The sequence below is a fragment of the Sphaerochaeta sp. genome, from assembly GCF_050256055.1.
GTDB lineage: Bacteria > Spirochaetota > Spirochaetia > Sphaerochaetales > Sphaerochaetaceae > Sphaerochaeta.
The window spans coordinates 1-26,394 of the sequence record NZ_JBFWIJ010000002.1 but is presented as its reverse complement, the minus strand read 5'-3'; the positions used below and the strand labels follow the sequence as shown (position 1 = coordinate 26,394).

At 46.8% G+C, this 26,394-nt stretch carries 28 protein-coding genes and 1 other RNA gene; 25 read left to right on the top strand and 4 right to left on the bottom strand.

Annotated elements, in window-relative coordinates; translation table 11 throughout:
* The first annotated feature begins 1 nt into the window (after window position 1).
* The 7 genes from tpiA (at window position 2) to AB7C91_RS00865 (ending at window position 4,543) form a co-directional block, all read left to right on the top strand.
* On the top strand, window positions 2-754 hold the full coding sequence (tpiA, locus tag AB7C91_RS00895) for a triose-phosphate isomerase (protein WP_332448049.1): 753 nt from the start codon (window positions 2-4) through the stop codon (window positions 752-754).
* 13 nt (window positions 755-767) lie between these two features.
* Entirely contained in the window at window positions 768-1,115 is a 348-nt protein-coding gene (secG, locus tag AB7C91_RS00890) for a preprotein translocase subunit SecG (RefSeq protein ID WP_332448050.1), read from the top strand.
* Window positions 1,116-1,190: 75 nt separating this feature from the next.
* Window positions 1,191-1,604, top strand: coding sequence for a hypothetical protein (locus tag AB7C91_RS00885; protein ID WP_332448051.1), 414 nt, complete (start codon window positions 1,191-1,193; stop codon window positions 1,602-1,604).
* Between the two features lie 59 nt (window positions 1,605-1,663).
* Entirely contained in the window at window positions 1,664-2,710 is a 1,047-nt protein-coding gene (locus AB7C91_RS00880; protein WP_428588526.1) for a peptidylprolyl isomerase, read from the top strand.
* Window position 2,711: 1 nt separating this feature from the next.
* Window positions 2,712-3,170, top strand: coding sequence for a transcription antitermination factor NusB (gene nusB, locus AB7C91_RS00875; RefSeq protein ID WP_332448053.1), 459 nt, complete (start codon window positions 2,712-2,714; stop codon window positions 3,168-3,170).
* Window positions 3,151-3,906 (top strand): type I methionyl aminopeptidase, encoded by a 756-nt coding sequence (map, locus tag AB7C91_RS00870; RefSeq protein WP_332448054.1) that lies wholly within the window; start codon window positions 3,151-3,153, stop codon window positions 3,904-3,906. Before nusB ends, map begins: the two co-directional genes overlap by 20 nt.
* 16 nt (window positions 3,907-3,922) lie before the next feature.
* Window positions 3,923-4,543 carry a phosphoribosyltransferase gene (locus tag AB7C91_RS00865; protein ID WP_332448055.1) on the top strand — a complete coding sequence of 207 codons (621 nt, stop codon included), beginning with the start codon at window positions 3,923-3,925 and terminating at the stop codon, window positions 4,541-4,543.
* Between the two features lie 3 nt (window positions 4,544-4,546).
* Here AB7C91_RS00865 and AB7C91_RS00860 read toward each other — a convergent pair whose 3' ends face one another.
* Entirely contained in the window at window positions 4,547-5,137 is a 591-nt protein-coding gene (locus AB7C91_RS00860) for a hypothetical protein (protein ID WP_428588522.1), read from the bottom strand.
* A 77-nt stretch (window positions 5,138-5,214) separates the two neighbouring features.
* Here AB7C91_RS00860 and AB7C91_RS00855 point away from each other — a divergent pair, with 77 nt between their 5' ends.
* The 6 genes from AB7C91_RS00855 to AB7C91_RS00830 all read left to right on the top strand — a co-directional run bounded on the left by AB7C91_RS00855 (window position 5,215) and on the right by AB7C91_RS00830 (window position 10,826).
* Complete coding sequence (locus tag AB7C91_RS00855) at window positions 5,215-5,838, top strand: YesL family protein (protein WP_332448057.1); 624 nt, start codon at window positions 5,215-5,217, stop codon at window positions 5,836-5,838.
* Window positions 5,839-6,001: 163 nt separating this feature from the next.
* Entirely contained in the window at window positions 6,002-7,318 is a 1,317-nt protein-coding gene (locus AB7C91_RS00850; RefSeq protein WP_332448058.1) for an ABC transporter substrate-binding protein, read from the top strand.
* A 77-nt stretch (window positions 7,319-7,395) separates the two neighbouring features.
* Window positions 7,396-8,301 carry a sugar ABC transporter permease gene (locus AB7C91_RS00845; protein ID WP_332448059.1) on the top strand — a complete coding sequence of 302 codons (906 nt, stop codon included), beginning with the start codon at window positions 7,396-7,398 and terminating at the stop codon, window positions 8,299-8,301.
* Window positions 8,294-9,178, top strand: coding sequence for a carbohydrate ABC transporter permease (locus AB7C91_RS00840; protein ID WP_428588517.1), 885 nt, complete (start codon window positions 8,294-8,296; stop codon window positions 9,176-9,178). The genes AB7C91_RS00845 and AB7C91_RS00840 overlap by 8 nt, the downstream gene beginning before the upstream one ends.
* Before the next feature lie 12 nt (window positions 9,179-9,190).
* Complete coding sequence (locus tag AB7C91_RS00835; RefSeq protein ID WP_332448061.1) at window positions 9,191-9,904, top strand: glycerophosphodiester phosphodiesterase; 714 nt, start codon at window positions 9,191-9,193, stop codon at window positions 9,902-9,904.
* A gap of 52 nt (window positions 9,905-9,956) precedes the next feature.
* Window positions 9,957-10,826, top strand: a complete 870-nt coding sequence (locus AB7C91_RS00830) for a ComEC/Rec2 family competence protein (RefSeq protein WP_428588514.1) — start codon at window positions 9,957-9,959, stop codon at window positions 10,824-10,826.
* 55 nt (window positions 10,827-10,881) lie between these two features.
* Here the strand turns inward: AB7C91_RS00830 and AB7C91_RS00825 are convergent, their stop codons facing one another.
* Window positions 10,882-12,024 carry a hypothetical protein gene (locus AB7C91_RS00825; RefSeq protein WP_428588511.1) on the bottom strand — a complete coding sequence of 381 codons (1,143 nt, stop codon included), beginning with the start codon at window positions 12,022-12,024 and terminating at the stop codon, window positions 10,882-10,884.
* A 65-nt stretch (window positions 12,025-12,089) separates the two neighbouring features.
* The gene (locus AB7C91_RS00820; protein ID WP_332448064.1) at window positions 12,090-12,680 is read right to left on the bottom strand and encodes a TP0733 family outer membrane beta-barrel protein; all 591 of its coding nucleotides are present in this window, start codon (window positions 12,678-12,680) and stop codon (window positions 12,090-12,092) included.
* A 188-nt stretch (window positions 12,681-12,868) separates the two neighbouring features.
* Between AB7C91_RS00820 and AB7C91_RS00815 the strand changes: the two genes are divergently transcribed.
* From AB7C91_RS00815 to AB7C91_RS00765, 11 genes are all read left to right on the top strand, one after another.
* The gene (locus AB7C91_RS00815) at window positions 12,869-13,753 is read left to right on the top strand and encodes a bifunctional 5,10-methylenetetrahydrofolate dehydrogenase/5,10-methenyltetrahydrofolate cyclohydrolase (protein ID WP_428588508.1); all 885 of its coding nucleotides are present in this window, start codon (window positions 12,869-12,871) and stop codon (window positions 13,751-13,753) included.
* Entirely contained in the window at window positions 13,750-15,069 is a 1,320-nt protein-coding gene (gene miaB / locus AB7C91_RS00810) for a tRNA (N6-isopentenyl adenosine(37)-C2)-methylthiotransferase MiaB (RefSeq protein ID WP_428588504.1), read from the top strand. Before AB7C91_RS00815 ends, miaB begins: the two co-directional genes overlap by 4 nt.
* Window positions 15,062-15,862, top strand: coding sequence for a Sir2 family NAD-dependent protein deacetylase (locus AB7C91_RS00805; RefSeq protein ID WP_332448067.1), 801 nt, complete (start codon window positions 15,062-15,064; stop codon window positions 15,860-15,862). The genes miaB and AB7C91_RS00805 overlap by 8 nt, the downstream gene beginning before the upstream one ends.
* Window positions 15,863-15,899: 37 nt before the next feature.
* On the top strand, window positions 15,900-17,441 hold the full coding sequence (locus AB7C91_RS00800) for a response regulator transcription factor (protein ID WP_428588500.1): 1,542 nt from the start codon (window positions 15,900-15,902) through the stop codon (window positions 17,439-17,441).
* The gene (locus tag AB7C91_RS00795) at window positions 17,434-18,456 is read left to right on the top strand and encodes a sensor histidine kinase (RefSeq protein WP_332448069.1); all 1,023 of its coding nucleotides are present in this window, start codon (window positions 17,434-17,436) and stop codon (window positions 18,454-18,456) included. The genes AB7C91_RS00800 and AB7C91_RS00795 overlap by 8 nt, the downstream gene beginning before the upstream one ends.
* Complete coding sequence (locus AB7C91_RS00790) at window positions 18,453-19,922, top strand: ATP-binding cassette domain-containing protein (RefSeq protein ID WP_428588495.1); 1,470 nt, start codon at window positions 18,453-18,455, stop codon at window positions 19,920-19,922. The genes AB7C91_RS00795 and AB7C91_RS00790 overlap by 4 nt, the downstream gene beginning before the upstream one ends.
* 75 nt (window positions 19,923-19,997) lie before the next feature.
* Window positions 19,998-21,518, top strand: coding sequence for a sugar ABC transporter ATP-binding protein (locus AB7C91_RS00785; protein WP_428588492.1), 1,521 nt, complete (start codon window positions 19,998-20,000; stop codon window positions 21,516-21,518).
* Window positions 21,519-21,529: 11 nt separating this feature from the next.
* Window positions 21,530-22,543, top strand: coding sequence for an ABC transporter permease (locus AB7C91_RS00780; protein ID WP_428588489.1), 1,014 nt, complete (start codon window positions 21,530-21,532; stop codon window positions 22,541-22,543).
* 43 nt (window positions 22,544-22,586) lie between these two features.
* Window positions 22,587-23,495: an ABC transporter substrate-binding protein gene (locus AB7C91_RS00775; RefSeq protein WP_332448073.1), complete on the top strand. Its 909-nt coding sequence runs from the start codon at window positions 22,587-22,589 to the stop codon at window positions 23,493-23,495.
* A gap of 98 nt (window positions 23,496-23,593) precedes the next feature.
* Window positions 23,594-23,970, top strand: a transfer-messenger RNA (tmRNA) gene (gene ssrA, locus AB7C91_RS00770).
* A 64-nt stretch (window positions 23,971-24,034) separates the two neighbouring features.
* A complete protein-coding gene (locus AB7C91_RS00765) occupies window positions 24,035-25,006 on the top strand; it encodes a calcium/sodium antiporter (protein ID WP_428588486.1) in 972 nt (323 codons plus the stop codon).
* Window positions 25,007-25,009: 3 nt separating this feature from the next.
* Here the strand turns inward: AB7C91_RS00765 and AB7C91_RS00760 are convergent, their stop codons facing one another.
* Window positions 25,010-25,744, bottom strand: coding sequence for a YfcE family phosphodiesterase (locus AB7C91_RS00760; RefSeq protein WP_332448075.1), 735 nt, complete (start codon window positions 25,742-25,744; stop codon window positions 25,010-25,012).
* A gap of 168 nt (window positions 25,745-25,912) precedes the next feature.
* Between AB7C91_RS00760 and AB7C91_RS00755 the strand changes: the two genes are divergently transcribed.
* A partial coding sequence (locus AB7C91_RS00755) for an SLC13 family permease (RefSeq protein WP_428588483.1) occupies window positions 25,913-26,394 on the top strand: 482 nt, incomplete at its 3' end.

The following is a 26,394-nucleotide window of genomic DNA, read 5'->3' as shown; positions in this document are numbered from 1 at the left end:
GATGAGAAAACCCTATATTGCAGGTAACTGGAAGATGAACATGAAACCGAGTGAAGGTGCCGCCTTTGCAAAAGCTCTTGCAAAGGCACTTGAAGGTACCTCTACCAAGGTTATGATCGCACCCCCGTTTGTCACAATTCCCGCCGTGTTGGAAGCGGTGAAAGGCTCTTCCATTATTGTTGCCGCTCAGAATATGAGTGACAACCTCAGTGGTGCCTACACCGGCGAAGTGAGTGCCTTGATGCTCAAGGATCTGGGAGTAACCAATGTCATTCTCGGCCATAGCGAACGAAGGGCTCTCTATGGAGAAAGTGATCAGTTCATCAACCGAAAAGTGGTATTGGCGCTTGAACAGGGAATGGATGTAGATTTGTGCATCGGGGAAACCCTGTCCGAGCGTGAAGCCGGAAAGCTTGAGGAAGTGCTGACCAGACAGGTCACCGAGGGGTTGAAAGGTGTTTCCGCCGATCAGATGAAACACATCACCTTGGCATATGAACCGGTCTGGGCGATTGGAACGGGAAAGACGGCAACCCCTGAGGATGCTGATGCTGCACATGCTTTTATTCGGTCTCTTGTCGCAAAACTCTACACAAAGGGTGTTGCAGAAGAGCTCATTATACAGTATGGTGGTTCAGTAAAGGCTTCGAATGCGAAAGCCTTGATGTCCAAGGAGCATATCGATGGTGCATTGGTAGGAGGGGCTTCACTTTCCGTTGAGCAATTCCTTCCGATTGTACAGTTCGATAAGTAAGCGGAGTAAAGAAATGGGTGTTTTGAGCATTATTTTGTTGGTCTTGTTTGTGATTGTCAGCCTGCTTTTGATCTTCCTGGTAGCAGTTCAGGATGAGCAGAGTGAAGGATTGGGTGGCATTTTCGGAGGTGGTAGCAATACTGCATTCGGGTCTCATGCCAGTAGCGTGGTAAATAAGGCCACTGCGACACTTGCGGCGCTTTTCTTGGTATTGGCACTAGTCGTAGCTTTTGCCAACAAGACTCCGTCTCAAGATACCCTGCTTAATTCCGTAACGACAGATCAGGTACAGCAGACGACTGATTGGTGGAAGACAAGTGAAACTGCTCCTGCCAGTACAGCCCCAACTGCCGCCAACTAGGACGGTAGCTGCTTCATTACAATTGACTACCGGCCGCAGCAGTGCGGTCGGTAGCTGTGTTTCAAGGGAGTTTTTATGAAAGTTTGTGTTCTCTATGCACCGGCAGCCAAAGGCAATGAGAAGATGAAGGCAATCGCAAAAGCGCTCAGTGAGGGAATTGCTGCACAAGGTCATATGGTCGATGTGTTGGATATGTCCCTTGAAGGAGCAAAAATCGTTTCCTTCTATGATTATTTGGTCATTGGAACAGAGAACACGACGTTCTTCGGCGGCAAAATTCCTTCTATGGTGGAAAGCTTTCTCAAGACCGCCGGTGCCATTTCCGGAAAACGATGCATGGCATTCATCACCAAGGGGGGGATTCGTTCCATGAAGACCTTGCAGACGTTGATGAAAGCGATGGAGAAGGAAGGGATGTTCCTGAAGAAGAGTGAAATCCTTTCCAAGGCTGATTTCGCCCGTGCAGTCGGCAAACATCTTCAGATTTGATTGATTCTCTGCTTCCAAGGTAGTACCTTGTGAGAATGAATACGTTAGGAGTACTGTATATGAAACGTAGTGCAATTGTGTTGGTGCTTATCTTGTTTGCAGTTTCTTCACTGGGAGCTGCCACGATTGGCGCCCCTGCTGCCACCGTACGTCTGACCAAGACCACCCCTATCACGATGGCGGATTTGGATGCAGAAGTAAAGAAATATCAGGATAGTGCCACAGCAGCTGGAAAAGACCCAAGTACCGTAGATCCGTTGCAGGTATTGAGTCTATTGATCAACAATGAATTGTTTCGTCAGGGAGCGGCCAGGGATGGCGTCAAAGTTACCGACAGCATGATCGACAGTGCCTACGCTTCACAGAAGTCGAGTCTTGAGGCTACGTACAACCAGAAGCTCAGTGATGAGGAATTCGCCCAGGTAATTTCCAATAATTTCGGATCGGTTGACGCCTACCGGAAGATGTTGGGAGAACAGTTGTTGGTTGATTCGTATGTGCGCATGAAAAAGGCGGACATTCTCAATGCTCCGATATCGGTTAGTGATGCTGAGATCAATTCCTTCTACCGAAAAAATAAGACTCAGTTTGTCAGTCCAGAGACCGTAAAGCTGAGTCATATCTATATTCCCTTTGCGCAGGATGATGCGACCAATGCAAAAAACAAGGCAATGCTCGAGGATGTGGCAGCAAAGATCAAATCCGGTCAACTCACCTTTGAAAAGGCAGTGGTCGATTATTCACAGGACCTACAGAGCAAAAACAAGGCAGGGGATATCGGTTGGCTTACCATGGATAATAAGGATGCCATGAACGGATTGGGCGAGACCTTCTTTGATGTGGCCTTTACCACTGAGGTGGGATCTACCAGTGATGTGGTCACCTCCAAGACCGGCTATCATATCCTGAAAGTCCTAGCGTATAATGAAACGAAAATCCTTGCGTTGAATGATGCGATCAGTCCCAATACTACCACCACTATCCGTGATTACATCACCAGCCAGCTGACCAATACGAAACGACAGGAAGCCTATTATTCAGCAATCAACAGCTTGGTGGATGATCTTCGCAAGTCCGCTACGATCAATATCCTGTATAAGAAGTAAGATGAAGACACGACATAAAGCTAGAGAATTGGCATTACAGACGCTCTACGCCATGGATTTCAACCATGAGCTGGCTGAGGCCAACCTGCCGCTTCTGTTCAGTGGTATTACCGAAGAGGAATACGAACAGCTTGAGGATGAGGTAAAAGTCTATGGAATGTATTTATTGAGAGGTACGTTGGAGAACTTGGAACGGATCAACGATCTCATCAGTAAATATTCGTTGAATCGTCCATTGGAACGCATCGATATCGTCGATCGGAATATTTTGCGGATCAGTGTGTTCTGCCTGCTCTTTGAGGATATTCATCCCCATATCGTCATCGATGAGGCGGTGAAACTCAGTCAGGACTTTTCAACGGAAGTCAATTACAAGTTCATCAACGGCATTCTTGATACGATGCAGAAGCAACTTTTCCCAATTACGGAGCAACATAGGCATGATACGACTGAAGACTGAGGAACAGATCAAACGAATCCGTGAGTCTTGTCATCTGACTGCACAATTGATGCAGGATTTGTCAACGTTTATCGAACCCGGCATGTCCACCTTGGACATTGATGCATTTTGCTATCAATTCATTGTTAAGCATAAGGGTGTTCCTGCATTTCTTCACTATGAGGGCTTTCCGGCGACCGCCTGCATTTCGGTCAATGAGGAAGTCATTCATGGCATTCCTTCCAGGAAGACGATCATCAAGGAAGGAGATCTGGTTGATGTCGATCTCGGCATCAATCTCAATGGACATTATTCCGATATGGCTCGGACATTCATTATCGGCAAGACAAAGGATGAGTATCGTCAGCTTTGTGAGGTGACCGAGCAATGTCTGAAACTGGGCATAGATGCGGCAGCCCAGAAGGGTGCACGGATTCAGGACATTGGTTCGGCAGTCTACAAATACGCCCATAAATACGGCTATGGCGTCGTGCGTGATTATTGCGGGCATGGCGTGGGACTGGATGTCCATGAAGAACCGGAGATTCCCAACTATGTAAGTTCATACCTACCCAATCCAAGGATCAGGGAAGGAATGGTATTGGCTATTGAGCCGATGATCAATTTGGGGACACATAAAATCAAAGTCCTGTCCAACGACTGGACGGTGGTTACCCTCGATGGGTTGCCATCTGCTCATTTTGAGGATACTGTTGCCTGTACAAAGGATGGTTTGGAAATTTTGACGGTACTCTAGTCGGTAGGGAGATTATATGGTGGTTAAGGAATTTATCAGTTGTGATTCCATTCGGGACAGCGCCTTGAAACTTGCACATCACATGTACAAGGATGATCATTTTGTTCCCGATATTATTTACGCCTCCCTACGAGGTGGTGCTTACATGGCGAACGTATTCAGCGAATACTATAAGATGATCAGAATACGCGAACAGGGTCGTCCGGTTTTCTACGCGGCTGTGGTTGCCCGTTCCTATGGGTATTTACGCAGTCAGACCAATGTAATGGTTGATGGCTGGACATATTCACCGGAACATCTTCGTACCGGAGACAAGATTTTATTGGTTGACGATATCTTTGATACCGGTAAGACGGTAAATGCTTTGGGAAAGATCATCATGAAGAAAGGAATTCCCCGTGAGGATCTGAAAATCGCCGTCTATGATTACAAGGTCCCCTTGTACAAGAAGGAAGAACCGCTTCCGATCCAACCCGATTATTATTGCCGTAAGCATATACTGAACAGTGTGGAGGATGAGCGGTGGATTCATTATAACTGTCATGAATTCCTTGGATTGAGTTCTGAGGAAATCGATGAACAGTTCTCCGATCCTGAGGTACGGGATATCCTGCATGAAGTCAGGGGAGACCGGTAGCATTCAGTCTTGCATGCTGTAGAGATACGAGAGGAATTGAATGATCGCCTCCTTGTGCGGTGCGCTGGCGGGAATCACCAGGGTGTCAGCATCGGAATGAGCGTATCTGCTGGTGGAAAGATCGAGCAGATACGCTTTTTCTTTCCCTTCTGATTTCACCAATGAATCATGTACGATCTCCAGCAAATCGGCTCTGTTGGCAAGAAGCGTAGGGATATCAAGAAATGGCAATGCTGCAACATAGTGTTCAGCAACTGCTCGGGGAGCGATCAGGACATCCAATTCCTTGGCAGCCATATACGCGTATAGTTTTGACAGGCTTGCTTCGATATAGCGGTCCTGGACTCCGAATGTAATATACAAGGAGTCATCAACGGCCACTTTTTGGTTCTGCTCAAGCGAAAAGAACTTCGACAAGTCTTGTTCCACGGTTTTTTCCGGCATTCTGTTCTGCTCGTCATTGGCAATGAAGAGCTGAAGCACAATCTGCTTGGTATGTTGGGTCCAGAGATCCCAGCCATAGACGATCAACAGCGCCGAAAGAAACAGGGCGAGCATACTGGTTCGAATGGATGGTCGTCGTATTGGTTTCATCTGGTTGCCTCGCACAAGCAAACAGCCTATCATACTTGAAACGATACGACAAGAAACGCAAGAGGATGCGAGGTACTATGGATATCAACGCAATTTTTGATCCGGATAATGCAGTATGGTCGTTTTTGCTGAAATTGTATTACCTTGCCTTTGCTGGCCTGCTTTGGATTGTCTGCAGCCTTCCGATCATCACCATTGGATGCGCAACCAGTGCCTTGTATTCATATTGCTTCGCTGTATTGGAGGGAAGGGAAGCGTATATTTTAAGAACCTATTTTTCCGCATTCAGACGAACGTTCAAACAGTCCACATTAGGGTTTCTCCTTATGGCGGCCCTTGCTGCATTCCTTACCTTTGATGCATATTTCTTCCTCCAATTTGCTCCTTCTTTATTTTTCGTCGCTTTGGGCCTTTTTTTGATAGTACTGCTTTTCAGCACACAATTCTTTGCCCTGACTGCAATCATGCATACCTCATTCAGCAAACTTGTGCATATAACGTTCATCATGACCTTCAAGCATGCGGCCACCAGCTTGACGGTTTTGCTTTGTTTCTTTCTTTTTCTTACACTCCTGTATTTTTTCCCAATAACCATACTCTTTTCAGCAGGCCCGTTGTGTATGTTGGCTTCTCTGTTCCTCCGATCATTGTATCAAAGAGAACAAATTTGGGATGCATCTATTTTTATTACCAAGGTTTAAGACCTATTCATACTGCGCACTTGCTTAAAAATAGTTAAAATATATACGGTAATTAGCAGTAAATTAACAATTTATTACGTGTTTATTTACAATTTTTCTTTGACATACACTCCAGTGCACCGTAGACTATTTTGTGGGATACACCCACACAAGGAGGAATTGCATGAAGAAAATTGTACTGCTCACGGTACTCGCTCTTCTTAGCATGGGTATGGTATTTGCGACAGGAGCACCTGAGAAGGCTGCTGCACCGGCAAAACCTGCGGTTTCGTATGAAGTGACTGAACCTATCACCATTGAATGGTGGCATGCTCTTGAACAGCAGTATTGGCCGTTGGTGGATGAAATTGTTGGGGATTTCAATGCAACGCATCCATTGATCACGGTTGAAGCAAAGTACATCGGCAACTATACGACGCTCAATGAGACGCTTGTAGCGGCACATGCTGCAGGAACCGGACTTCCGGCCCTCAGTGCTGCAAACACGCCGTATGTCGCCGAGTATGGAAAAGGCGGGTTGACCGAAGATCTTACCCCCTACATCAAAGCCACCGGGTATGATATTGATGACTTCGGACAGGGTTTGATCGAAGCAACCAGTTATGAAGGAAAACAGGTGACCGTGCCGTTCCTGATTTCCACCCAAGTCATGTATTACAACAAGACGATGGCGGACAAGGAAGGGATCACGATTCCTGCAAAGATCGATGATCTGGATGCATTCATGAAGAAAGCTTCCAAGATCGCCGCAGATGGAACCACTACCCGTTGGGCCACGATCATCCCCGGTTGGGATCAGTGGTATTTTGAGACCTTCTTCTTGAACAGCGGCGTTAAGATCATCAACGATGATGGAGTCACCACCGACCTCGCCGGTCCGATTTCCACTGATCTTACCAAAAAGTTCCAGAATTGGGTGAAGAAAGGCTATACGTACTGGGCTTCCGGGACGAGTGCCTCTTCCAACATGCGGCAGAACTTCATCGACCAGAAGACGTTCTCCGTCATCCACACCAGTTCGCTGTATAACACCTACACCAATTTGGTCAAGGACTTTGAAGTTGGAATGGCTTGGCTTCCCGCCGGCGCTACCAAGAAGAGTGAGATCGGGGGCAGTGTTCTCCTGATTCCTGCAAAGAATGATCAGAAGACCAAGAATGCCGCATGGGTGTTCCTGCAGTACCTGATCGGAAAAGATGTCAATATGAAGTGGGCTGATGGAACGGGATACATCCCGACCAGAAATTCTGTACTTACCAATGAGGAAGGAAAAGCTTTCCTGCAGAGGAAGCCTGCTTTCAAGGCAATTTTCGACAATCTGGATGAGATCAATCCTCGCATCCAGCATCCGGGTTGGAACCAATTGGCGACAATTTGGAAATCCTATCTTGATCAGATCATGATCGAGGGTCAGGATGTCGATACCCAGCTTGGGTATATGGCTGACGAGATCAACGAAGTACTCGCTGACTCTGAATAGGTGACAATCGTAGTATCTGCCGTCCAGAATAATCTGGACGGCATCGTTTCTTGCAGAGATGAAGGATGTTCAACATCATGAAACCACAACCCTCAATGCATATACGAATCCGAGAAGGGAAGGACTTTGCAACTGTTCTCCCTGCTTTGCTTTTTCTGGGCATATTCGTGTATTATCCGGTGGTGCAGGTCATTCGTATCAGCTTCACCAACTGGAATCTCATCAACGACAATTATCAATATGTAGGACTCAAGAACTGGACTTGGTTGTTCCAAGGTTCAGGAACAAAATATCTTTTGAATTCGTTGAAAGTCACCGCCCTCTATACGTTGGGAGAATTGACGATAACCATAGTCGGTGGAATGATATTTGCACTCGTGTTCAATCGGATCACTTCCTCTTTTTCAATCATGAGAGCTTTGGTCTTCCTGCCGAAATATGTGGCCATGTCCAGTGCTGCAGTAGTGTTCATCTGGATACTCAATACACAGAACGGTATCCTCAATTTTTTTCTGGAACAACTGGGAAAGGATAGGGTGAATTGGCTTGGGGATAGGAACAGGGCCCTGTTTTCCATCTTGATGCTCACCGGTTGGAGAACAGTTGGCTATGGGATGATGATCTACATAGCATCCATGCGTGGTATCAGCAAAACATATTATGAAGCAGCCTCCATAGACGGGGCAAGCAAGTGGGTGCAATTCACCCGTATTACCTTGCCGTTGCTTTCGCCTACTACATTGTTCTTGTTTGTGACCACGTTTATATCTGCAATGAAGGTATTCCAATCAGTGGATGTCATGACAGCCGGTGGTCCCTACCGGTCGACGGAAGTCATCGTATTCATGATTTATAAGTATGCGATGGAAGATTTCCGCATGGATCGCGCATCTACTACTGCGGTATTCTTCTTCATCATCCTCTTGGCGATCACTGCTGCAACGATGAAAGTTTCGAATAAGCGGGTGAATTATGATGCATAATACCAATCAAAGCGAAACGGCAATGCTCTTGAACAAGCAGGCGATCAATAGAAGACGCATCACAACCATCGTGCAATATACCATTGCAATTGCTGCAACCATATTCATGTTGTTCCCCCTGTATTGGATGTTCATCTCCTCAGTGAAAAGCCAGGAAGAGATACTTTTGACCATTCCGACTTTTTGGCCGAGGGAATGGCATTTTGAAAACTATACCAATGTGCTCGGGAAAGCCAATTTCAACAAGTATTATTACAATACCGTTGTGATGACGGCTGGAATTCTGTTCAGCCAAGTGGTTACCGGAGTGCTTGCCGCCTACGGATTCTCCAAAGGTAGATTCCGTGGCCAAAAGGTTATTTTCCTTTTGGTTCTGGGTGCCTTGATGATTCCTCTGCAAGTTACCTTCATTCCGTTGTACATCATGTTTGCAAACTGGAAATTGACGGATACTTTCCTTGGTTTGATCCTTCCTGAAATGGTATCTCCCTATTATATTTTCATGATGCGTCAAGCCTTCCTGACGGTGGATGACTCTTACATCGAAGCCGCCAAGCTGGATGGTATGGGAAGACTCGGCATCATTACGAAGGTGTTGGTGCCGATGTGCAAATCAACGCTGATCACGATCACGTTGGTTACTTTCACCAATGGGTGGAACTCGTATTTCTGGCCGAAGATCATTGCAAAGAACGAAGCACGAAGGGTACTGACTGTCGGGTTGGTGCATCTACGCAATACATTTGCAGGCCTTGATACCATGAACAACCACGAGATTATGGCAGGAGCGGTAATGGCCGTGCTTCCGGTCATCATCTTGTTCTTCATTTTCCAGAAATACATGCTTACTGGCTATGAAAAGACGGCGATGAAATAGGAAGAAATTTATATGAATGTGTTTGCCCATAGAGGATACAGTGGTTTGTATCCTGAGAATACGATGTATGCTTTTGAGATGGCCGCCAAAGCAGGCTGCAAGGCGATTGAATTGGATGTCCATCTTTCTCAGGATGGGAAGTTGGTGGTCATCCATGATGAGACGTTGGACCGTACTACCGATGCCAAAGGATTTGTTCGGGATTATTCATGTAAGGCATTGCAAAAAGTGAACGCAGGCAATGCAGATATGTTCCAGCCTATTCCCAGTTTGGATGAGTATTGTAATTGGGCGAAAAGGCACGGCGTTACCACAAACATCGAGGTAAAGACGAATCTGTATTATTATCCCGGAATAGAGGAGAAGGTGCTTGCCTTACTCAAAAAACATGACTTGGTGGAACAGACAATCATCAGTTCGTTCAATCACGGGTCGGTTATTACCATGAAGCGATTGGAACCTTCGATTCGATGTGCTTTCTTGGTCGGCAGTCGTGGTTTGGGTAATGCAGGCCAGTATGCGAATTTGTTCGGAGTGGAATATTTTCATCCGGATGGATCGACGCTTACCAAGGCTGCCGTTGAGGAATGCAAAGCGCATGGGGTTGGGGTGAATGTCTGGACCGTCAATGATCTCGGCATGCTTCGTTCCATGATGGACTGGCAGGTTGATGGGATCATCACCAATTACTGTGAGGATGTACTCACCTTGCTGGCCAAAGGTTGAGGATATGAAAACAAGTGTTCGATATATACTGCTGACACTAGTCTTTTTGTGCATGACAATTGGAGTGTTTGCCGATACATCGCTTCTGACTGCAGAACCAGGAAAACTTGCTCTGTATTTTCTGGATCTGGAAGTAAGCCCTACGGCCGAGGATAAGAGTGGTGATGCCACTATTCTGATCAGCCCTGAGGGAAAGGTGATGTTGCTCGACTGTGGACATCCTGAAAGCGCGCCGCAGGTAATCGATGCGCTTACCAAACTTGGTGTGAAACGCATCAATTACTTTGTGGCATCCCATCCACATATCGACCACATCGGTTCTTTCCCGTCTGTAGCGGCAAAATTCCCGATTGACCGGGTATACCGTACGAAATTGGAATACCCGACGGATATATATAAAGCGTTTGTGCAAACGATCGATCAGTACCATATCCCTGTCACATATTTGGAAGAAGGTGATTCATTCTCATTCGGGTCATCCATTACCATCAAGATTTTCAATCCTTCTCAGACCATTACCTATCCAAAGAATTATCCTGATAATTCCACGCAGTTCGTAAACAATGCATCCCTGGCGATGCGTTTTTCCTACGGGCTGTCAAGCGTGTGGTTCTCCGGTGATTTGTATATTGCACAGGAACGTACGTTGGTCAACAAGTATGGCACAACATTGCAATCGGATGTGATCAAAGCCAACCATCATGGCGCCGATACATCAAACAGCCTCAGATGGATCAAGAATATGCGTGCTAAAATTGTGGTTGCCATGCAGGACCAATTCGATAGCATAAACGTATACAATACCTACAAGAAGTATGGTGCCGAATATCATTTGACACTTAATGATGGATTGGTCAAAGTGGTGATGGATGACAAACAGCATTACCAAGTGTTTGATACCAAGGACAGTTGGATGAACTAACATAAAGAAGCCGACACCATGAAAAGATGTCGGCCATTTTTTTTGGATCTTCCTTCTAGAATGTATAAGCCTCTGATTCGGAAGTGGTCCCATTGGTGGTGTCGTTGCTGGATGCTGTACCTGATTCAATTTCAATCTTATACATTCCATTGGTGTTGGTGGCAACCAATAACGTATGGGTGATACTGGATATCGCAGAATTCGCAGTTGCAATATTGGGGCTGATCACGTAGGCACTGACAATGTCTGCAGAATCAAGATATTCTCCGTATCCATAGCGGATCGATGCAGTAGAGACATTCGTGCTGCTTGTATCATTTTTTGCGAAGCTGAATATATACAAAGATGCACTTGCACTGGATGGCTTGGTGATGATATGCGTATTGCTTCCATCTGTTACCGCATACATGAACGCATATTCATCATAGGTTTTCGAAGCATCATACATCTTCGTAAAGGTACCCCCAACCGTTCCCCCGAACAATTCACCATTCGTAGACAAGATATACAACGTACCGTCAATCAAGGAAAAACCAGCAAAACGGATGGAGCCGAAGGTAGCTGAACTGAGTTCGGTCTTTGTAGTACCATCGAAATAATAATGTATATATGAGGAATCTGTATTGACAAAAGAAACGATGATAGGAGTTGCAGGAGAAACCGCTTCAGTTTCTCTTCCTGTCATCTGAAGCACCGAGCCCAGACTATAGTCGTTAATCCCGGTAAAATCTACTTTTGGTGCAGCGGGGATTGAATCGGATAATTCATCATATTGCAGCAAAGAAAAGACTTTATTGCTGGATGCATCCAAACCTTTCATCATGACTAGACCATTTGCATACAGATTCCGCAAGGAGGAATTGCTACTGATCGAAGTGGAAGTTGGGCTGAATTCACCTTGGGTAGCAGTATCTTTCCATTTGATTTTATCTGCATCTGCATTACTGAGATACAACACTTTTTGTTTTGTTGCATTGTAATAGGCCGCTTGAATGAGATTGCCTTCAGAACTTTGAACCAGGGTGGATTTGGTACTCAAATCCGTTGAATAAATGCCATCAACGGTACGATAGAAAAGGGTATCCTTTGCGGTATTGAATCCTAATAACTGCCTGTACACGATCCCAATCGGCGCACTTGACTCACTGATCTGTCTAAATAAACCGGCAGAGGCATCGGCGTTGCAACCCGTTGCCAAAAGCAGGGAAGCGAGAATAAGAAGAATTGTGTATTTGATGGTTTTTGACTGCATGTGCCTACCTCTTATTGTCTGTATGTAATCGAAAGGGTGATGGGAACGAATCCTGCCAGAGCATTATCACTTTGCAACTGTTCATCATAGTTGAACTCAGGAATTACCCAAAATCCCGTATTCAGCCCAAAGCCCCAATGATCGGCGGGGTACCAGGTGAATCCAAACTCCATATTTGCAAACAACGTCATCAATGATGCATCATTGTATTTGATGTATGCTCCCCCCAACCCAAACGAAATGGGAATATCCCATTGGCCTTGGACCGGAAAGATTGAGTATTTCGCATAAAACGGAACCGCAGTGAAGAGAACATTGGCAGCTGAGAAGTTGAAATTATAGCCGATTTCTCCACCGAGGGCTGTTTGCTGGGTATTGAATACCTGGAAACTGATCGCTCCATATCCCCCTACCTTGGCTCCCGTATTTCCTTCTCCCGGGCCGGACACGAACTCATTCGTATTCATGAAATACGTAAAAGCCGGCACAGTGGTTCCAACTTTGAAAGAAAACAACTGACTCCCCTTGTCGTAGTATGCAGATGCAAACAAGGCGGAGGTAAGGGTGAAAACCAGACAGCTCAATAACAAGAATTTTTTCATTCGGTACCTCAGTATATGAAGTGAGAACAAATTTCATAATTTGTCCGTTACAGGTACGACTATACCCAATAGAATGGAAATTGCATACCGCTTGCTAAGTATAGTCACAGCAGGACGGAAAGCCAACCTCTTTGTTGCCATCCATGCCTATTTTAGGATACTGTACCAAGTGTATCAAGGAGAAGTGCATGCAAGTACTGACAGGAAAAGAAGTGGCTGAACATGTGTACGCAAGACTCGAAGCCGATTGCAGGGAATTCGTCCACGAACATGGATATGCACCTACCTTGGCGGTTGTCTTGGTTGGAAGTGATCCTGCCAGCCAAAGTTATGTAGCAGGGAAGAAGCAAGCTTGCCTTTCCTTGGGGTATGGTCATCGTGATTACCAACTTCCTGAGCATACCAGTGAAGAGGCATTGCTGGCACTGGTTCATTCCCTCAACATCGATCCTCTCGTCCATGGCATTTTGGTGCAGCTGCCGTTGCCCTCACATATGAGCGAGGAACGTGTAATCCAAGCGATTGCCGTAGAGAAGGACGTTGATGGATTCCATCCGCAGAGCGTCGGCAATCTCTTGATCGGGCACCCTGGTTTCGTCAGTTGCACACCACAAGGTGTTATGGAAATGATTGATTACTACCAAATTGAGACTGCAGGCAAACATGTCGTGATTTTGGGAAGAAGCAACATCGTAGGCAAGCCGATGGCAAGCCTCTTGATACAGAAAGGACGGGATGCAACGATTACTATCTGTCATTCGAAGACACAAAACCTTACCGAACTTACCCGTCAAGCCGACATCCTTATAGCAGCGATAGGAAAACCTCTTTTTGTAACCAAAGATATGATCAAGGAAGGCTGCATCATCATTGATGTCGGGATCAATCGTGTACAGGACGCCAGTCGGAAACGTGGCTACCGGCTGGTTGGGGATGTCGATTACGAACATGTCGCCCCGCTCTGCAAAGCCATAACTCCGGTTCCCGGTGGGGTTGGGGTTATGACCATAGCCATGCTTATGAAAAACACCATGCAGGCTGCCGTGCAGCTTGCATCAGAGGAAACGGTATGATTCACACCTACTGGCTGGAGACCTATGGATGCCAGATGAACATTGCAGAAAGCAACGCGCTTGAACTGCAACTCAAAGGTGCGGGGCTTGTGCCTGCAGCGACGGCAGAACAAGCAGACTGCGCCATCATCAACACCTGCACTGTACGGAAAAGTGCAGACAACCGTACCTGGGGTAGACTCGGGTACTTCGCCCATATCAAAGGACAAAGAAAGCTTACACTCATTTTGACGGGTTGCATGGCTGAACGGATGGGGGATGATCTGAAGGAAGACGCCCCACAGATCGACTATGTGATCGGGACGAATGACAAGCAAAGGATTGTAGATATCCTGACTTCTGCAGATGGTACATTCGACCAACATTCCCAAGCCTATACATTCGGGACCTCCTATTATCAGGAAGGGGAGTTCAGTTCATACATTCCCATCATGAACGGATGCAACAACTTTTGTTCCTATTGCATCGTGCCCTATGTGCGGGGAAGGGAAGTATCGAGACCTGTATCCGACATCCTTGAAGAAATGGCGTTTCTCGATTCCAAAGGAGTGAGAGAGGTCACTCTCCTCGGTCAGAATGTGAACAGCTATTCATTTGAAGAACAGGGGGAAATCATTACTTTCCCGAAATTGCTCCAAAGGCTGTGCAGTGTGCAAAACAACATCAAATGGATCCGTTTCGAGAGTCCCCATCCCAAGGATTTCACCCAGGAATTGATTCAAGTAATCAAAGAGGAGCCGAAAATAGCCCGGCATCTCCATATCCCCATGCAAAGCGGGTCCACAAGAATTCTTGGACTGATGAACCGGAAATACACCAGGGAGCAATTTGGTGCACTCATTGATGCACTGCGCAATGCAATCGGGGACATCACCTTTTCAACCGATGTAATGGTAGGCTTCCCTTCCGAAACGGAAACCGATTATCAGGACACCCTCTCCATGCTTGACCATATGCGTTGCTTGGAAGCATTCATGTATTATTTTAATCCGCGGGAAGGGACGAAAGCCGTTGGCATGGAAGCACAAGTTGCCGATGAGGAAAAAAGCAGGCGCTTATCCTCTCTCATTGAGTTCCAGCATGCCATTTTTGCAAAGGAAAAACAAAAACGTTCCACTGATATTGTTGAAGTATTGGTAAATCAGACTTCCAAGCATGATGCGCACAGCATGTTGGGAAAGACAGAACATAATGAGATGGTTGTCTTTCCCGGAAGTGTACCGTCAGGAACGCTTGTGTTCGTACAGTTGACAGGCTTGCAAGGGAACACCTACACCGGTCGGCTGCTTTCCTCAGGAGCCATCACACATGGTTGAGAAACAAACCGAATTTTCCAAGAAATTCGAGATCTTCAAGGCATTGATCCAGCACTCCCGTTCCTTGGTCGTGTTGACAGGAGCGGGAGTCTCGACGCTTTCCGGCATTCCTGACTTCCGCAGCAGCCAAGGCGTGTCTGCAACACGATGGAATGGATATCGCGTCGAGGATATTCTCAGTATTTCCCTGTTTCGCAAAGATCCTTCGCTCTTCTATGCATGGGCACGCGAGGTTTGGTACCAATTGGACTCCTACCAACCCAACAGCGTGCATCATATGCTGGCCATACTGGAAGAGAAGGGGTATATACAGGGCTTGTTTACCCAAAATATCGATATGTTGCATACCAAAGCTGGAAGCAAAAAGTGTTATGAACTGCACGGCAGCGCATTGCATCATCACTGCACCTTTTGCAACTCTTATTACACCTATGCCCAGATACAACCGATTGTCATGGCAGGCGAAGTTCCGCTTTGTACCCAATGCAACCATGTGATCAAGCCGGATATTGTGCTGTATGGGGAAAATCTGGATCCTCTCATTCTTTCACGCTCGTACGAAATGTTCCGCCATACGGATCTTTGTCTGGTGCTCGGCTCGTCATTGGTAGTGCAACCAGCCGCATCATTGCCGGCCTACGCATTGCACAACGGCGCACCGATTGTAGTGGCCAATGCCCAGAAAACCAGTTATGACGGCTCAGCAACCGTGCATTTCTCCGACCTCAAACAGCTTTCCGAGGCCATGCTTGTCTGGTTGGAAACCTTGAAACCAAGAAATTCTCGACTTTGACTTTCCCTCTCCATCGTTTGGCCGTACAATGCAAATCATGAATGTGTTAGTTGCCGACGATGAAGAACGAGTATGTGCTCTGATTTGTGCCCTCATTGATTGGGATGCCCTCGACTTGCATTTGGTCGGCACCGCGTACGACGGAATTCAAGCACTGCAGCTGATCAAGGAAACACAACCGGATCTTGTCATCACCGATATCCGGATGCCGGGTTTGGACGGACTGCAATTGATCAGCCAAGCAAAAGAACTGCAACCGCAACTGCAATTCATCATTATCAGCGGGCACAAGCAATTTGATTACGCCCAGAGTGCCATCAAATTCGGGGTTGGAGAATATCTACTCAAACCCATCAAAAAAGCTGAGCTGAACCAAACCTTACAGCGGATGCGTGAGTCGTTCGACAAGCACATGCAAGAACGTACCTTGCAGCAGCAGGTCAAAGAAGACAAAGCGTATGTGAAACGAGCCGGATTTGCCGGATTCCTGGAACATGGACAAGATCAATTGCTTGCTCCTTGGTATGTGCCATCCTCCTTGATGCAGATCGGAGTCGTCGGCATCCAAGGTTCCTCTCGAGAACCGGTGGCTAAACTGCTTCAAAAAAAACTTGAGGAATTCATCATTCAGGAAATACCGGAAAAGACGATTGAAGTGACCTTGTACCCGCAGGATGGCGATATTTATTTCCTATTGCAATATACAAACGATCACAAGGCTGTGCTGGAAGCCTTGCGTGTCGGGTTGGTGAATGTATTGAAAACCCAATCCCAGATTTTTCAGGATATCCTTTGCACATTGGCGCTGGGTATTCCGGTGTCAGAGTTGGCATCCCTGGGAAATTCGTATCTCAGCGCCAAACAAGCCCTGTCCAAACGGTTGGTCCTCGGTCATGAAGTATGGTATCAGGCAGATCAATTGGAAGATGATACGTGTACATCCTATCTGAACGATATAGCTTCCTCCTTCGAGCAGTGTTGTGCGCAAGCAGAGACGGATGCAACAACCTTTTGTAAACCGCTCTTTTCCCGGTTTGAAATGGATGGTGCTACTGTGCATATCATACAAGAGACGCTGATTCGTTCCCATGCACAGGCCTTGGATTTCCTACGAACACAACTGCAAGCCGAATTGGACGATCATGAGGTAGTATTCGACCATCACCAATGCAATACGTTGGAAGAACTGAAACATCACTATTGCATTGCGATGCAGGATTTGTTGACCGGCTACCAGAGGATCAGAGACACATCTGTGTCAAAGCCCATACGATTGGCTTTGGAATATCTGGAGCACCATTACCAAGACGAGATGATCAGCTTGGAAGCGGTAAGTGAACACGTGCAATTGAACAGCTCCTATTTCAGTGCTTTGTTCAAAAAACGAGTGGGAATGGGATTTGCCGAATATGTATTGGATCTAAGGATCCAGGAGGCCAAACGGTTGTTGGTCGAAACCAACCTGACTGTTGCCAAGATTGCTGTCATGGTCGGGTATCACGATCCCAAACATTTTGCTAAATTGTTTCGCAAAGTATGCCAGATCAAACCGAATGAATATAGGAAACTCTATGGCTAAACGGGTGCTGTACTTGGAAACCCGAGTATTGTTGCTGGTTCTCAGCTTGGTGGTTTCCCTTGGTTACTTGGGTGTGCTCAGTCTGTTGTACCGTCAGGAACGAATTCAATCCTTACTCTGGCTGCTGTCTGCAATGCTTGTTCTGGCAGCAGAACTAACCTACGGTTACCGAGCAGTGTTTCTTCCCTATCGACGGACGAAACACATTCTCCAACTTTTTGCCTCGGGGTACACGTTCAGTTCAATCATTGATGACAATGTTCCGTTGAACAAGGAATTGGAGGCGGTAAATACGACGTTGCAGTCCTTGTTGAATACTGACCAGCTGATGAATGCAAGCAAACGGCAAGCACAATTTCTGGCGCTGCAAAATCAGATCAATCCTCATTTTCTCTACAACACGCTTGAAGGAATTCGTAGTGAAGCGCTTCTCGCAGGCCTAGATTCAGTTGCAACCATGACCGAGGCGCTTTCCACTTTTTTCCGATACACCATCAGCAATGTGGAGAATCTTGTTACCTTGCGCCAGGAATTGGACAACACAAAGAATTATTTCTTCATCCAGCAATTCAGATTTGGAACGAGAATCAAGCTGCATATCGTCTTTGATGAAAACGAGAATCAGGATGTACTGCAATACCGAATTCCCAAATTGACGCTCCAACCAATCGTGGAGAATTGCATCGTCCATGGACTTGAATGCAAAGTAGGGGAAGGGAACCTGCTGATCCGCATAGAGACATCCCCCTCGAGGCTGTTCATAACCATTCGGGATGATGGGGTAGGCATGACCAGTGAAATTCTGGAGCGGATGCAGAAAAACCTGAGTACCAGAAGCTTTGACTATGTCAAACGCGACGAATATAAAGGCGGTATTGCATTGGTCAATGTAAACAACAGGATCAAACTCCTGTTCGGCGAACAATATGGACTGTCGGTTACCAGCCAACCAGGGGTTGGCACCGATGTGATGATACGCCTTCCCAGAAGCAAGGAAGAGGAAAATCAGACATGAGAACCGAGGTGTTCAGACTTGAACAAGTATCACTTCCTCCGGTATTGCATGATATCCATATGCATCTGTATACCGGAGAAGTGGTTGCCTTGATCGGCGTGAATGCCTTGGGTATCGATGAGCTGCTGACCATTTTCCAGAGGAACATACCCTTGCATTACGGACATGTCTATTGCATGGATGTTTTGGTGAACGATTATCTATCAAGTTCAAAAACACAAAACAACGTCACTGTCATTGACCGTACTTCAATGCTTCTGGATACCATGACCGTGGAAGAAAATCTCTTCATCCTCCGAAAAAGCGGAAGGCATCACATCATCAACTACGCATTGCTATCCAAACAGATGAATATCCTGCTCAAGGAAGTTTCGCTTGCCATACCTCCGAGAACATTGGTCAAGGACTTGAGTCCCTATGAGAAACTCATCATACAATTTTTGAAAGCTTCGCTCTCACGAAGTCCTTTGGTGATCCTCAAGGATATTTCCACGTTTGTCAGTGATTTGGATTTGTCTCGATTGAAACCGATCCTCGACTACTTCACCAAGAAAGGAATGACGTTCCTGTATGTATGCAACCACCATCAGGAAGCGTTTCGCTTCGCAAGCCGCTGTTATCTAATGCAAGAAGGAAGAGTCATCAAACATCTATTCCAAGATCAAATGACTGATCAGATTATCAACCAATATGCGTATGAATTCAATGAATCGGTTGAATTGGGCGACCGGCAAAACCAATACGGCGGGTACAGAGCGCAGCAAGTGATGTTCGAATGCCGGGACCTTGTCTATGGCGATATTCAATCGTTGAATCTTTCGGTCGGATCTTCGGAAACCGTAGTTCTGTTGGATAGTGAGAATATGGTTCTCAAGCAATTATTCGATTTGTGCACCGGAGAAAAGCAGCCATATTCCGGGAGCATTACCATCAAAGGCAGCCCACCTTCGTTGCACGACCGAGGCATTGCAATGGTTCCTGCAAAACCGGATGTAGGTTTGGTATTTGATCAGCTTTCCCTTTTGGACAACATTCTGTTTACGTCCGACCACAAAGTGCCGAATCTCTGGCTTAGCCAATCCCATCGTCGTGCTTTGGCACGCGATGTGCAACCACGCTTCGGCAGTCAGCTCAGTCTGCATGATCCCACTGAATACGACAGCAGATACCGATTGCGTATGGTGTATCAGAGGATCATGTTGCAAAAACCGGAATTTTTATGTGTCATACAACCCTTTGCATCCATCGATATGTACCAACGGATGGAATTGATTTCCTACTTTGATGCATTCAAACGGCGAGGAACTTCAATTCTCATCCTGGCAGTATCGTTGTCGGATACTTTGCAGATAGCCGACCGACTGGTCATTCTCAAGGATGGGAAGATGCAGCGTGAATTATTACGCAGCGAATTTTCCCTTTACAGCGGTATTGTCGGTTCCATCCCAACGCAATCCAAAAAATAACCACCTGTTTCCAAAAAAACCATCCCTATCGGTCTCCGTGGTTGCGTGCAAGACTAGTATGCGAGGAGACATGAGATGGACAATCCCTACATCGTAGAGATGGAGCATATTACCAAAACCTTCCCCGGTGTTCGGGCTTTGGATGATGTAACCTTTCGCCTGAAGAAAGGTGAAGTCATGGCTTTGTTGGGTGAAAACGGAGCAGGCAAATCCACCTTGATGAAAATCCTCAGTGGAGTATATACGCGGGATGCAGGGGCGATAACGCTGTTCGGTAAACCAATTGAAGGGGACCTGCACCCAAAACAGGCACAAACGCTCGGAGTATCGATCATCCATCAGGAATTGAATATGTGTTCCCACCTCACCGTTGCGCAGAACATCTTTCTCGGACATGAAATGCTTCACCATGCGTTGCTTGATGACCACTTGATGCGAAGCAAGGCAGAGGAGGTGCTTTCCTCTCTGCATATTGATATAGATCCCGATACCATCGTAGGGGACTTGGCCGTTTCGAAGCAACAGATGGTGGAGATTGCCAAAGCCCTACAATCAGATGCCAAGGTGCTTATCATGGATGAGCCTACCAGTGCACTAACCAGTGTTGAAATCAATCAACTTTTCACCTTGATTCGTGAATTGAAGCAAAAGGGTGTAGGCATCATCTATATCAGTCACCGATTGGAGGAATTGCAGCATATCGTCGATAGAATCACAATCATGCGTGACGGCAAATTCATTCTGGAAGATGCATATGCAAATCTTTCCATGAACCAAATCATCAGCAACATGGTAGGCCGGCAGATCAAGGAAAAATTTCCTCGGGTAACGACACCGAAAGGGAAGGTAATTCTATCGGTTCATCATCTGCTTGCCGGTACCATGGTACGCGATGTTTCCTTTGACCTCTACGAAGGAGAAATCCTCGGCGTTGCCGGATTGATGGGGGCGGGAAGAACGGAAACGACCCGTGCCTTGTTCGGTGCCGACCCTAAACAGAGTGGCACGGTACTTCTTGAGGGAAAGGAATTATCAATCCGTACGGTGGAGGATGCCATCAAAGCGGGTCTGGTGTTGGCTCCTGAAGACCGCAAGAAGGATGGACTCTGTACCAAGCTTTCCATTCGGGAAAATATCGCCCTGCCCAATCTTGATATCTTGTGCAACCGGTTCGGCCTGATACACCGAAAAAAAGAGAAACAAATGGTCGAAAAAGTGGTTGCTGATCTGAAAGTCAAATTATCCGGCCCGGAAGTCGATGCATCTTCCCTAAGCGGTGGCAATCAGCAAAAAGTGGTTGTCGGCAAATGGCTTGCACGGAACAGCAGGGTGGTTATATTTGATGAACCGACCCGAGGAATCGATGTAGCTGCGAAGGTTGAGATCTATCATTTGATGAATCAACTGAAGCAACAAGGAATTGCGGTCATGTTCGTATCAAGTGAGATGCCGGAAATACTGGGCATCTCCGATAGGATCCTGGTAATGTGCGACGGCCGCATCACCGGGGAGCTGATGCGTGACGATGCGACCCAGGAAAAAATACTTGAACTGGCTACCCGGTTTGAAAATAAACTTGAAGGAAAGCATCAATAAGGGGTATATCGATGGGTACTGCACTTGAAAAACCAATGAAACGGTTGCTGGCAATACGAGGAATAGGGCAGGTGTTGACGGTCACCGTAGGCCTGATCCTTCTTTGCATAGTCTTTGGGATCATGAATCCTGTATTTTTCTCTTCACGAAACGTAGCCAACCTTCTGCGACAGATTGCTCCTATCTTGTTGATCGGAATCGGGCAATCCTATGTATTGATTACCGGCAACATCGATTTGTCAATCGGTTCGGTCGTTGGAATGAGCACCATGATCAGTGCAACAATGATGACCAAAGGTGCGTTGCCTTGGGTTGCTGTATTGGTGACCATACTCAGCTGCCTTGGTTTGGGACTGGCCAATGGATTGTTGGTTTCCTTTGCAAAATTGCCGCCGTTCATTGCCACGTTGGGTACGATGACTATTGCGCGCGGTATAGCACAGATTGCAAATAATAATTACAACACGGATTCCATTGGGGAAGCCGCCCAAGGATTCCGGGATTTCTTCTACTACGGCAAGACGTTCGGCCTCTACAATACCATCTGGATCGCCATCGTCCTCTGGCTGATATTCAATTTCATTCTCACTCGTACCCGAAGCGGAAGACATATCTATGCCATTGGTTCGAATGTCGAAGCTGCCAGACTCAGCGGGGTAAACATCGTTTCGACGACGACCAAAGCCTATTTGGTTTCAGCGTTCGTGTCTTGTGTCGTAGGGCTCATCACCACGGCAACCAGTGGTATGGGAACGATGGATGCAGGCAACAGCTATGAATTATATGCAGTCGCTGCATCCGTCATCGGTGGAGTATCCACCCTTGGGGGGCAGGGCCTGTTGTTCGGTACGGTTATCGGTGCTTCGATCTGGGGTGTATTGCAGAACGGTCTTCAGTTTGCAGGGGCTCCGGTGGCCATCAGGAATATTGTAATCGGCATCATCGTTGTGGTCTCGGTTTTGCTGGACGTCATCGTACGGTCGGGAAAAGTCGGAAAGAAGAAACATTCTTCTACCCTTGTCTGAACGTAATCACCAGTGGGTGATCGAAATAAAGGAGAACATAGGTATGAAAAAGCTAAGTCTCGTCTTGTTGGTATTGGTCTTGGCAAGTGTGGTATTTGCCCAAGGCACCAAGGAATCGTCAGCGTATAAGATTTATCTGATTACGATGGACCAGATGGATCAGCACTGGGTGAATGTGGACAAGGGAGCACAGAAAGCAGTTGCAGAGTTGGGCGGCATCGACTACAAGTGGCTTGCACCCGACGTAAAGGATGATGCAAAGCAGATAGAAAGCATCAACAATGCAGTAGCCGGTGGAGCAAATGCGATTCTTCTTGCCGCAAATGGGCCGAATGCAGTGACCGCTGCATTGAAAGAAGCTGCTGATGCTGGAGTAAAAATTGTCTATGTCGATTCTGCTGCAAATTTCCCGGCCGTCCAAACCTTGGCAACGGACAACACTGCAGCCGGTACCACAGCAGGTAAGCAGATGCTCAAGGCCTTGCAGGACAAAGGAGTAACATCCGGAAAGATTGGTGTCATCTCCGTCAATAGCGCCACTGCTTCTACGGTAGCTCGTGAGACCGGTTTCCGCAAAGCGTTTGAAGGAACAAAATTTACCATTCTTGAGACCCAGTATTGCGATGGAGATGCCGCTCGTTCCAAAGACATGAGTGCCAACTTCATCACCCAGGGCGTGGTAGGCCTCTTTGGTGCGAATGAAGGTTCTACGGTTGGCGTCGGCAATGCAATTGCTGAAGCAGGAAAGAGCATCGTGGGTGTCGGGTTTGACAAGAGCGATATGATACTTTCCTTGATCAAGAGTGGAAATATTCTGTGCACCATGGCACAGAATCCTGATGTGATGGGATATGAAGGGATCAAGACGGCATACAAGGCTCTCAAAGGTGAGGATGTCGGTCCTGCATATGTAGACACCGGGGTATCGGTATTGACCAAAGCAAATCTGTAAGTATCTGCATTATGGATGGTTAAGGAGGGGTTTTGCCCCTCCTTGATTTCTTTCCCGCTTCTTAGTATAGTATGGATACCTCGATGGAGTAATCCAAAGGGGGTGTTTCGGTTTCGACTGGCGGAAGATCAGGCCAGTGGCTGCAAGCGGAGCGCCAACTCCTTAAACTAGCAAAACATTTAACTGCCAAAAAAGAAGACGAAGTCTCCTTCGATGCAGAATACGCCCTCGCTGCTTAATTGCACGATGACGTACAGGTCCGAACGCTGCCGCTCTTAAGCATCGGTCACCTGTAAAAACAAGGGCTTACCCGCCTCAATGCCTATGGGGGGTGGGGAAAATTCAGTAGGATACGAAAGATGAACGTCTTGTTGGTGAACCCAACATCTTTCGGAACAATTGATCACCGACTAAGCTTGTAGACGTCCCTGGGTGGCACGTTAGGACGGGGGTTCGAATCCCCCCACCTCCAAAACACGAAAACCGGATTACCTGATTTGTGGTGGTCCGGTTTCTTTTGTACAAAGAAAAGGATGCATATGATATTTCCCATTCTTGCAATATTGGTCGGCCTGGTTGTTCTGGTGTTCAGTTCTGATATGTTTGTAGATGGTGCTGCCGCTACGGCACGATTTCTGGGGATGCCCTCCCTGTTGATCGGCATGGTCATCATTGGATTTGGAACCAGCGCTCCTGAATTGGTGGTCTCCACCATCTCAGCCGTACAAGGAAATCCAGGAATCGCAGTAGGCAACGCCTATGGTTCGAATATTGCCAATATTGCACTCATTCTTGGTGTTACTGCGTTGATCAAACCCGTACAGGTAAGTTCAAGGATCCTGAAAAAGGAACTTCCTATTCTTACGTTCTTCACCGCATTATCGTTTGTCCTGTTGATCGATTTGCAATTTTCCCGCACCGATGCCCTGGTCTTGTTACTCCTGTTTCTTGCATTGATGATCTGGTCTATCTATCAAGGTTTGCATACGGGAAAGGATACCTTGGCGACCGATATTGAGCACGATGCAAAGAAACCAACGAATCTCAAGATTGCCTTGCTCAAGCTTGTAATCGGTTTGTTGGTTTTGATCCTCAGTTCACGCGTTCTTGTATGGGGAGCCGTTGCCCTTGCAAAGTATTTCGGGGTAAGCGACTTGATCATCGGCTTGACTATAGTGGCAATAGGAACTTCACTTCCTGAGCTTGCTTCCTCGATCATCGCGGCGCGAAAAGGTGAGCATGATCTTGCCATGGGCAACATCATCGGTTCGAATCTGTTCAATACAACAGCGGTGGTAGGTGTGGCAGGATCAATTCTTCCGTTTTCCATCGATACCAATGTACTGCATCGCGATATGCTCATGATGACATTGCTCACCGTTTCCCTATTCGTCATCGGCTATGGATTCCAGGAAGGGAGACAGGGAAGAGTAAACCGATTTGAAGGGGCTTCGTTGGTTCTCGTGTATGGCCTCTATACCGCTTTCTTGATCCGTAGCGTCCTTGTCTGACCTTTATTCGGGGATTCGTCGCCCTTGTTCAAGTGCTTGAAGCAGATTCTTGAACAACGGGAATCCTTGCAGTGCATGTTCGACTTCCCGAATATATCGTTTGATGTCGTACTCGACTTTGTGAATCCGAGAGGTAATCTCGCTTCCTTCAATGGTCAGTAGTGCATAACTAGCCCGAACATCACCGTCAAGGGAGTAGCCGACGGCACCAGGATTGATGAATCGGATTCCCTCACGTACAAAATCTGCACTCTTATGGGTATGTGCACTGAGAATGATGTCCACATGTTCCTGAGCCAGTTTCTTGGAAAGAGAAGGGGAGAACGGTTCATCACTTCGCAACGCTTCATTGCTGTCATACGGGGAGCCATGGCAACAAAGCAATGAGAACGATCCAATCTCCAGCCGTTTGGTCGAAGGAAGTTGCGAGACTTTCTGTTTTGCTTTTTCATGCATCCGGATATCAGTATATTTCATGAGCTTGTATTCTTGCTCCTGAAGCTCATTCTCAGCATGGAAGGAGGCAAGGATAGTAAACACCTCATCGGTATTGCCCTTAATGGCAACCAAGGGATTTTGTTCCATCAAAAGGTCATAGCAAAGCTGCGGATCGAGTCCCATATATACAAGATCACCGAGGAAAATTATCTGGTCAACTTGGGAGGCTTTTGCGTCGGTCAATACTGCTTCGAAGGCTCGAAGATTCCCATGAATATCGCCCAAAACTGCCAATTTCATAGGGTTTACCTCCTTTTCAATACGTACACTTACTGTACCATAAGCTTATGTACAAGAAAACCTTTGCATCCGCAACATTTTGCAAATTCTTGTTTTCAGAATGTTTACCATCGATTGAAGTGCTTTCGAAAGTGCTATATCATAGCTGCGGCGGGGGCAAAGGATGCTATGAAGCGTGTCCATCTGTGGTTGTTCGCAAAACGCGAACCGGTATTGTCGATTGCTGTCGTATTGGCTGGTCTATCCATGCTGTTCTTCCCGCCGGGAAAGGAATACCTTTCCTACATTGATGGAAAGACACTGTCATGTTTATATTGCCTGATGCTCGTAGTGGCAGGATTCAGGAAAATGTTCCTGTTTACCAAACTTTCATCCTATGTCCTGCGTATTGCTCACAATCCAAGGCACGTAAGTTTGGTACTGACCCTGCTTACGTTTTTCTTTTCCATGGCGGTGACGAACGACGTCGCCTTGATCACCTTCATCCCGTTTACCATCGTCGTCTTTTCACTGTGCAAGGATACGCGTCCGATTCTGTTTACCATCATCCTGCAAACCGTTGCGGCCAATGTAGGTAGCTCCTTGACTCCGGTGGGGAATCCCCAGAATCTTTTCATCTACTCCCATTATGCGCTTCCTCTTGCCTCGTT